This is a genomic window from Achromobacter sp., from assembly GCF_036567245.1.
In the GTDB taxonomy this organism is placed as follows: domain Bacteria; phylum Pseudomonadota; class Gammaproteobacteria; order Burkholderiales; family Burkholderiaceae_B; genus Achromobacter.
On record NZ_DATCUY010000652.1, the window covers coordinates 1 to 8,962 of the forward strand.

General features: G+C 67.1%; 7 protein-coding genes. 5 read left to right on the forward strand and 2 right to left on the reverse strand.

Translation table 11 applies throughout. From position 1 onward, the window contains the following. Positions 1-166 precede the first annotated feature (166 nt). The 5 genes from hemE (at position 167) to VIR09_RS27735 (ending at position 7,620) form a co-directional block, all read left to right on the forward strand. The gene (gene hemE, locus VIR09_RS27715) at positions 167-1,240 is read left to right on the forward strand and encodes a uroporphyrinogen decarboxylase (RefSeq protein ID WP_332015781.1); all 1,074 of its coding nucleotides are present in this window, start codon (positions 167-169) and stop codon (positions 1,238-1,240) included. 304 nt (positions 1,241-1,544) lie between these two features. Continuing rightward, entirely contained in the window at positions 1,545-3,632 is a 2,088-nt protein-coding gene (locus VIR09_RS27720) for a primosomal protein N' (protein WP_332015782.1), read from the forward strand. A gap of 208 nt (positions 3,633-3,840) precedes the next feature. Beyond that, a complete protein-coding gene (locus VIR09_RS27725; protein WP_332015783.1) occupies positions 3,841-5,904 on the forward strand; it encodes a UvrD-helicase domain-containing protein in 2,064 nt (687 codons plus the stop codon). Between the two features lie 104 nt (positions 5,905-6,008). Beyond that, entirely contained in the window at positions 6,009-6,863 is an 855-nt protein-coding gene (locus VIR09_RS27730) for a class II glutamine amidotransferase (RefSeq protein WP_332015784.1), read from the forward strand. Positions 6,864-6,999: 136 nt separating this feature from the next. Next, positions 7,000-7,620, forward strand: coding sequence for a hypothetical protein (locus tag VIR09_RS27735; RefSeq protein ID WP_332015785.1), 621 nt, complete (start codon positions 7,000-7,002; stop codon positions 7,618-7,620). 25 nt (positions 7,621-7,645) lie between these two features. Here the strand turns inward: VIR09_RS27735 and dapD are convergent, their stop codons facing one another. After that, positions 7,646-8,614 carry a 2,3,4,5-tetrahydropyridine-2,6-dicarboxylate N-succinyltransferase gene (gene dapD, locus VIR09_RS27740; protein WP_414639473.1) on the reverse strand — a complete coding sequence of 323 codons (969 nt, stop codon included), beginning with the start codon at positions 8,612-8,614 and terminating at the stop codon, positions 7,646-7,648. Positions 8,615-8,709: 95 nt separating this feature from the next. Continuing rightward, positions 8,710-8,962 (reverse strand): autotransporter domain-containing protein (locus VIR09_RS27745; RefSeq protein WP_332015787.1); only part of this gene is annotated, 253 nt, incomplete at its 5' end.

Consider the following 8,962-nt stretch of genomic DNA (forward strand, 5'->3'; position numbering starts at 1 on the left):
CGGCTCAATGGGCCGTGGCCGCGCTGGCTCCGCCATTCGGGCTCGGCGCGCGCCGTCCGGCGTGGAAGGCGCCTTGCTTGCGCGCCGGCAAGCATGGGCCAGCGGTTGGCCGAGACTTGTCAGCCAGGGGAAGTAAAATCACGGCTTCCGATCATCGAGGATAGTCGTGTCTGCTTCCGTACTGAAGAACGATGTGTTCTTGCGCTCGCTGTTGCGCGAGCCCGTGCCCTACACTCCGATCTGGCTGATGCGCCAGGCCGGCCGCTACCTGCCCGAATACCGCCAGACGCGGGCCCGTGCGGGTTCCTTCATGGGCCTCGCTCAGAACCCGGACTACGCCTCGGAAGTCACGCTGCAGCCGCTGGAGCGTTTCGACCTGGACGCGGCCATCCTGTTCTCGGACATCCTGACGGTGCCGCACGCCATGGGCCTGGGCCTGGACTTCGCCGAAGGCGAGGGGCCGCGCTTCGCCCGTCCGGTGCGTACCGAGGAAGACGTGGCGCGCCTGGAAGTACCGGACATGGACAAGCTGCGCTATGTCTTCGACGCCGTGCGCACGATCCGGCGCGATCTGGACGGCAAGGTACCGCTGATCGGCTTTGCCGGCAGCCCCTGGACCATCGCTTGCTACATGGTGGAAGGCCAGGGCAGCGACGATTACCGCCTGATCAAGACCCTGCTGTACGCGCGTCCTGACCTGCTGCACCGCATACTCGAGATCAACGCGGAAGCCACCTTGCAGTACCTGAACGCGCAGATCGACGCGGGCGCGCAAGCCGTGATGCTGTTCGACAGCTGGGGCGGCGTGCTGGCCGACGGCCTGTTCCAGCAATTCTCGCTGGCCTACACCCGCAAGGTCGTGGCTGGTCTGACCCGCGAACGCGAAGGCCGCCGCGTGCCGGCCATCGTCTTCACCAAGGGGGGCGGCCAATGGCTGGAGCAGATCGCCGCCTGCGGCGCCGACGCCGTGGGCCTGGATTGGACGGTGGATCTGGCCGCCGCGCGGCGCCGCACCGGGGACTCGGTGGCGTTTCAGGGCAACCTGGATCCGATGGCCTTGTTCGGCGGCGGGCCCGCCATCCGTACCGAGGCGCGGCGTGTGCTGGACGCCTTTGGACCGGTGGGCAAGGGCGGCCACGTGTTCAATCTGGGGCACGGAATTTCCCGCTTCACTCCGCCAGAAGCTGTAGCCGAATTGGTTGATGAAGTCCACCAGCACAGCCGTTCGCTGCGGGGGTAAGTGAGTGGACGCTTCGGTCTAAAGGGCCGGAGCAGGAGGGCCCCCGGGGACACTTGTGCACAGCAGGATTGCTCTCGGGGAAAACCCTTTAGATGCTAGTTTACAATCTGGGAAGCCTTCATAAGTTATTGTTTTAAATAACGATTTGATGGTTTTAAAGAAGATTTCGCAAGTTTGCGCAATCTTGTCAAATTCCAATTTCCGATGTTGCTCCAGCCTTTTCCCCAAAGTTATCCACAGGCGGAAAGCGGAGCACGCCGCCATCATCCGGGATCATCCTTCTACATGCACCGTCCTAGCCCCAATGTCTGAAGCGCAGCCAAACACGACCCCCGCGGTCTGCTGGGTGCGCGTGGCGCTGGACGTGCCCCTGCCCGGCCCGTTCGACTACCGCAGCGAGGCGCCGGTGACGGTCGGCCTGCGGGTCATCGTGCCGTTCGGCCGCCGCAAGCTGATCGGCGTGGTGGTGGAAAATCCGGCCGAACCGTCCTTCGATCCCAAGCAGATCCGGCCGATCGAGGAGGTGCTGGACGACCTGCCGCCTTTCGACGAGGACTGGCTGCGCCTGGCTCGTTTTGCCGCGGACTACTATCAGCGGCCGCTAGGCGAGGTGATGCTGCCCACACTGCCGCCGCCGCTACGCAAGCCCACCGCCTACCAGGGCAAGCGCTCCGCCGGCGGACCGGTGGCGCGGCTGGACGGGCGCAAGCGTAAGGCCGCGCGCGCGCCGGCCCAGGCCGACCAGCCGCCGGAACTCAACGACGCCCAGCGCGAGGCGGTGGACACGATCGGCGCCCTCAACGGGTTCAAGCCCGTGCTGCTGCACGGCGTGACGGGCAGCGGCAAGACCGAGGTGTATCTGCGGGCGGCCGAGAAGGTCCTGGCCGCAGGACGCCAGGTGCTGCTGATGGTGCCCGAAATCAATCTGACGCCGCAGCTGGAAAGCGCGCTGCGCGCGCGCCTGGAGGCGCTGGTCGGGCCGGATGGCCTGGCGGTCATGCATAGCGGCTTGTCCGATGGCGAGCGCCTGCAAGCCTGGGCCCGCGCCCAGCGCGGCGAGGCGCGCATGCTGCTGGGCACGCGCATGTCGGTGTTCGCGCCGCTGGGCCAGCTGGGTCTGATCGTGGTGGACGAGGAGCACGACGCGTCCTACAAGCAGCAGGACGGCCTGCGCTATTCGGCGCGCGACCTGGCTGTGTGGCGCGCCCATGACCTGGGCATCCCGGTGGTGCTAGGATCGGCCACGCCGTCGCTGGAGACCTGGCAGCATGCGGAGCGCGGCCGCTACCTGCGCCTGACGCTGCCGGGCCGGGCGCGCGCCAGCAGCCTGCCGTCCATGCGGCTGGTGGACACGCGCCGCCTGCAACTGAAACACGGCATGTCGCCGCAGCTGCTGGACGCTCTTGCGCAGCGGCTGGAGCGCAAGGAGCAATCGCTCATCTTCCTGAACCGGCGCGGCTATTCGCCGGTGCTGCATTGCCAGTCCTGCGCCTGGGTCAGCAATTGCCCGCGCTGCACCGCGTTCACCGTGCTGCATCGCACCGATGGCCGCGGCCATCGCCTGCAATGCCATCACTGCGGCTATCAGGCCCCGGTGCCGCGCGCCTGCCCCGAATGCGGCGACCAGGACCTGGCGCCCATGGGACGCGGCACGCAGCGCGTGGAGGAACATCTGGCGGAACTGTTTCCCGAGGCCCGCATCCTGCGCATCGACGCCGACAGCACGCGCAAGAAGGGCAGCGCCGAGGCGCTGTTCGCCTCGGTGCACGCAGGCGAGGTGGACATCCTGGTGGGCACGCAGATGGTGGCCAAGGGCCATGATTTCGCCCGCCTCGGACTGGTGGGAGTGCTGAATGCGGACTCGATGCTGTTCGCGCACGACTTCCGCGCGCCGGAGCGCCTGTTCGCGCAGCTGATGCAGGTGGCGGGCCGGGCCGGCCGCCATCAGGGCAACGGCGAGGTGCTGATACAAACCGGCTACCCCGAGCAACCGGTCTACCAGGCGCTGCTGCGGCACGATTACGCGGGCTTTGCCCGCCATGCGCTGCACGAGCGCGAAAGCACCGGCCTGCCGCCTTTCGTCTACCAGGCGCTTTTGACCGCCGAGGCGCGCGAGCTGAAGGTGGCCCAGGAGTTCCTGGAGCGGGCGCGAAGCTTGCCCGAAGGAGAATGGGCGGCCGACTTCCCGGGCCTGGACGCCATCATGCTGTACGACCCGGTGCCGCTGCGGGTGGTGCGCGTGGCCAATATCGAGCGCGCCCAGTTGCTGGCGGAAAGCAGCAGCCGCCCGGCCTTGCAGGCCTTCCTGGCGTCCTGGTCGCATCACCTGCCGTACCTCGCCAACGAGGCGCGCGTGCGTTGGCAACTGGAAGTCGATCCGCTGGAAATCTGATCGATTGCGGCTGGGGCCGATGCGCCGCCGATCCGATTGTTCTATGATCTTTCTCCTCTATCGCGCCGGCGCGGCAGGCCCGCCGCGGCGGCTGCACCCGTCCCCTTTTTCTCGCGTGTCACCGGCCCGCTGACGGGCGGCCGCAAGCCCCGTGCTTGCCGGCCGCATCCTCAATGCGGCCGCCGCGAAGCATGATCACCTGACTCAAATGTCCGCCAGCGAATCTATAGCCCAAGGCATGAACCCCGCGCAACGCGAAGCGGTGCTGTACCTGGACGGCCCCTGCCTGGTGCTGGCCGGCGCCGGCAGCGGCAAGACGCGCGTGATCACGCAGAAGATCGCGTACCTGCTGCGCGAATGCGGCTACATGGGCCGCAACGTGGTGGCGCTGACCTTCACCAACAAGGCCGCGCGCGAGATGGACGAGCGCGTCAAGACCCTGGTGGACCGCAAGCTGTCCAAGGGCTTGATCATCAGCACCTTCCATTCGCTGGGCGTGAAGATGCTGCGCGAGGAAGCGCGCAACGCGGGCCTCAAGCCGACCTTCTCCATCCTGGACGCCGACGATGCCATGGCTATCATCCAGGAACTGCTGAACACCACCGACAAGGGTCGGCTGCGCCACGTGCAGGGCATCATCTCGCTGTGGAAGAACGGGCTGATGGAGCCGGACGACGCGGCGCGCGAGGCCATCACGCCGGCCGACGTGGAAGCGGCCAACGTCTACCGCAGCTACGCCGCCACGCTGGCCGCCTACCAGGCGGTGGACTTCGACGACCTGATCCGCATTCCTGCGCTGCTGCTGGCCAACAACGAAGAGGTGCGCACCCGCTGGCAGAACCGCGTGCGCTACCTGCTGGTGGACGAGTACCAGGACACCAACGTCTGCCAATACCGGCTGGTGCAGCTGCTGACGGGCTCGCGCGCCATGTTCACCGCGGTGGGCGACGACGACCAGGCGATCTACGCCTGGCGCGGCGCCACCATCGAGAACCTGGCCAAGCTGACCACCGACTATCCCAACATCAAGCTCATCAAGCTGGAGCAGAACTACCGTTCGGTGCAGCGCATCCTGGCCGCGGCGAACCAGGTGATCGAAAAGAACCCCAAGCTATTCGACAAGAAGCTCTGGTCCGAGCTGGGCGTGGGCGAGCCCATCCTGGTGTCGGCCATGGACGGCGAAGAGCAGGAGGCGGAGTCCATCGCCATGAAGGTGTCGGCCTCGCGCTTCGAGCGCCAGGCGCAATGGAAGGACTTCGCCATCCTGTACCGCAGCAACCATCAGTCGCGCATCCTGGAACAGGCCCTGCGCAACCTGAAGATTCCGTACACGATCTCGGGCGGCCAGAGCTTTTTCGACAAAACCGAAGTGCGCGACGTGCTGGCCTATCTGCGCATCCTGGCCAACGACGAGGACGACCCGGCCTTCATCCGCGCGGCCACCACGCCCAAGCGCGGCATCGGCCAGGCCACCTTGCAGACGCTGGGCCAGTACGCCGCCAGCCGCGAGCTGTCGCTGCTGGCGGCCGTTGCCGAGACCGGCCTGGAAAGCCAGTTGGCGCCGCGCCAGCTGGAGCCGCTGCGCACCTTCACCGAGTTCATCCGCCGCATGCAGTGGCGCGCAGGGCGCGGCGCGGCCTCGGGCAAGGACGCCGCGCCCGCCGAACCCGCGGGCGTGCTGCTGGACGATCTGCTGGAGGCCATCCAGTACGAACGCTATCTGTACGAGCTGTTCGAGGAACGGCCCGCGCAGACGCGCTGGCAGAACGTGCTGGAGCTGACCGGCTGGCTCAAGCGCAAGGCCGAAGAGGACAACATGACGCTCTTCGACCTGGTGCAGCACGTGGCGCTGGTCACCATGCTGGAGCGCGGCGAGGAAGAAGAACCCGACGCGGTGAAGATGTCCACCCTGCACGCCTCCAAGGGTCTGGAGTATCCGCACGTATACCTGGCTGGCGTCGAAGAAGGCCTGCTGCCTCACCTGGGCAAGGACGACGAGGTTGGCGATCCGGCGCGCGCGGCCGAGAACCTGGCCTCGCGCATCCAGGAGGAACGGCGGCTGATGTACGTGGGCATCACGCGCGCCCAGCGCAGCCTGAACCTGAGCTGGTGCAAGCGCCGGCGCCGGGCGCGCGAGGACCTGGTGCGCGAGCCTTCGCGCTTCATCGAGGAAATGGGCCTGGGCGACGTGCGCGTGCAGGAAGACGAGGCCACCGCCGCGATGAATCCCAAGGAGCGCATGGCCATGCTCAAGGCGCTGCTGAAGAAATAGGGGCGGGGCGGCGGCTTGTGGAAAGCCGAGGCCTGCTCCTACACTGGACTGCGCCCGCCCCGCGGTCCGGGGCGCGGCAATCCCGCGAATCGAAGGAGCGCGCCATGTGTCGCTGGCTGGCCTATACCGGTAGTCCCATACAGATGGAGAGTGTGCTGTTCAAGGCCAAGCACTCTCTGATCGACCAGAGCCTGCACTCGCGGCTGGGCGCCACCACCACCAACGGCGATGGCTTCGGCCTGGGCTGGTATGGCCGCCAGCGTGAAGGCCTGCCGCTGGAACCGCCATTTCGCTATCGCAGCGTGCATCCGGCCTGGAACGACCGCAATCTGCGCGAGGCGGCGCGCGCCATCCATGCGCCGCTGTTCGTGGCGCACATCCGCGCCGCCACCGACACGCCCGCGCAGGAAACCAACTGCCATCCGTTCCGCCACGGGCAGTGGCTGTTCGTGCATAACGGCGTCATCCGCGACTATCCGCTGCTCAGGCGCGACCTGATGTTGATGATCGCGCCCGCGTATTTCGGCTCGCTGGAAGGGTCGACCGATTCCGAGGTGATGTTCCTGCTGGCCTTGAGCTTCGGCCTGGAGGAAGACCCGCTGGCGGCGCTGGCCCGCATGGTGGGCGCGGTGGAAGAGACGGGCAGGCGGCACGGCGTGGCGCAGCCTATCAACATGACGGTCTGCGCGCTGGACGGCCAGCGCCTGATCGCGGTGCGCTATTCCAGCGAGGCGGACTCGCGCACGCTGTTCCACAACACCTGCGTGCGCCATCTGCGCCAGCTGTATCCCGACAATCCGCAGGTCGCGGCGCTGGACGATGACGCCTTCCTGCTGCTGTCGGAACCCTTGACCGAGATGCCCGGCGCCTGGGAGGAAGTGCCCGAATCCACCGCCATCATCGCGGGCGGCGGCACGGTGGCGCACTATCGGTTCACGCCGGTGCCGCCAGGGGCCTGAAAACCGCCACCCAGGCCGAAGTGCCTGAAAAACGGGGTCATCAAGCAGGCATTGTCTATATAGGGGAGAATACGGATCGCATGACTTTGCGACGTCCTGGGCCGCGAAAGCACCCTAATTCCAATAAGGAAGTTGCATGACCGATAGCAAAACCCCGCAAGCCTCTGTCGCGCTGGCGGTGTTTAACCACACGGGGAGCACCCCGGATTGTTTTGAACTGCACGAGCACGGCATTGTCTGCCGGCAAGGCGACGTGCGCATCTACACCGCATTCGCGGATATCCAGGACCTGTTCCTGTTCGCCTCCGGGCCGGACGCAGGCGCTGGCCTGATCAATCATTTTGCTTACCGCACCGGTTCGGCGCAGCCTTGGACCCTGGTGCCCGCCGAGGTCGGCGAATTCAACAAGCTGATGGACGCGTTCCGCGCGCGCTACGTGGCGCAGCGCCTGCCCGTGCTGGAAGAGAAGATCGCGGATGGCGCCCGAGTCGCGTTCCGCTACGTCCAGAGCGGCGATTTCCCGGACCTGCAGACGCAGGAGCTGGCTTTGTCGGCCGAGGGCCTGCATATCGGCGGCGCCACATGGCCGTACGAATCGCTCAAGCGCATCGATCTGAACCAATGGGCCGAGACGATCAGCCTGCAGGACGAAGACGGCAAGACCGTGTTTTCGTGCCTGGCCGCAAACGTGCTGAGTTCGGACCTGTTCGTGAACCTGGTCTACGACCAGTTGGGACGGACGGCGGAATACGCCTGAGCAGGACCGCTTGCGCGGCGCCCGGTCAATGCCCCGTATGCAGATCGGGGTTCAGGGTGCCCCAGGCGGCGGTGCGCACCAGGCACTCCACGGCGCCGGTCTGCGAATTGCGGCGGAACAGCAGGCCGTGCTGGCCCGCCAGCGACGTGGCCTTCACCACCGCGCCTTCGGGGGTCAGCACACGCGTGCCGGCGGTGATGTAGCAGCCGGCTTCGACCACGCAATCGTCGCCCAGCGAAATGCCTATGCCCGAGTTGGCGCCCAGCAGGCAGCGCTTGCCGATGGAGACTACCTGCTTGCCGCCGCCTGACATGGTGCCCATGATGGACGCGCCGCCGCCGATATCGCTGCCGTCGTCGACGATGACGCCCGCGCTGATGCGGCCTTCGACCATGGACGCGCCCAGCGTGCCGGCGTTGAAATTGCAGAAACCTTCATGCAGGACCGTGGTGCCGGGCGACAGATGCGCGCCCAGCCGCACGCGCGCCGTGTCGGCGATGCGCACGCCGGCGGGCATCACGTAGTCGGTCATGCGGGGAATCTTGTCGACCCCGCGGATCTCCAGGATCTGCCCCGAGGCGCGCAAGTGCCAGCGCAACGTGTCCACCTGGTCTACCGCGCACGGTCCGGCCGAAGTCCAGGCGACGTTGGCCAGCACGTTGAACAGGCCATCGAGGTTGGCGTCGTGCGGACGGATCAGCCGGTGGCTGAGCAGGTGCAGGCGCAGGTAGGCGTCGTGCGCATCGACCGGCGGTTCGTCCAGCGACGCGATCGCGGTGCGCACCGCGACGATGTCCACCTTGCGGCGGGTGTCGCGGATCAGGGCGGTGGGCACGTGTTCGCCCAGCGCGGCGCGGGCTTCCTCGGGCGACAGGTGGCGGGTGCCGGTGGCGGGCGAGTTGTCGGCCAGCGAGGGGCGCGGATACCAGGTGTCCAGGATGGCGCCGTCGGCAGCCAGCGTGGCGACGCCATAGGCGATGGCGCCGAGGGGCATGGGGGATTCGGACATGATGAAAGAGGAAATGCGCAGTCTGAGTGCGTAATTCTAAGGCGAAAGGGACGGATGGCGGGGGCGTCGGGCAGCAGTTTTCAGAGGCTGCCGAAGGCCCAGCGCAAGCTCAGTGAGCCCGTGTGTTCGCGGTTGCCGCCGCCATACTGGCCGCCATAGGCCAGGCCGATGACGGCCGAGCGCGATACGGCGACTTCCATGCCCAGGCCTGCCAGCGCCGCGGATCGGGCGATCGGCGCGCCGGCCACGGTCAGCACGCTGCCGCCGTCCAGGACCAGGGTCGTTTCCGGCTGCACGTCGCCGAAGGCCCGGCGCCAGCCCAGCGTCGCATGC

What these genes read in the sequence shown, in the direction of transcription:
- dapD (WP_414639473.1), bottom strand. Translation starts at nt 8,614, where the DNA reads ATGCCCCTCGGCGCCATCGCCTATGGCGTCGCCACGCTGGCTGCCGAC.
- VIR09_RS27730 (WP_332015784.1), top strand. Translation starts at nt 6,009, where the DNA reads ATGTGTCGCTGGCTGGCCTATACCGGTAGTCCCATACAGATGGAGAGT.
- VIR09_RS27725 (WP_332015783.1), top strand. Translation starts at nt 3,841, where the DNA reads ATGTCCGCCAGCGAATCTATAGCCCAAGGCATGAACCCCGCGCAACGC.
- VIR09_RS27720 (WP_332015782.1), top strand. Translation starts at nt 1,545, where the DNA reads ATGTCTGAAGCGCAGCCAAACACGACCCCCGCGGTCTGCTGGGTGCGC.
- VIR09_RS27735 (WP_332015785.1), top strand. Translation starts at nt 7,000, where the DNA reads ATGACCGATAGCAAAACCCCGCAAGCCTCTGTCGCGCTGGCGGTGTTT.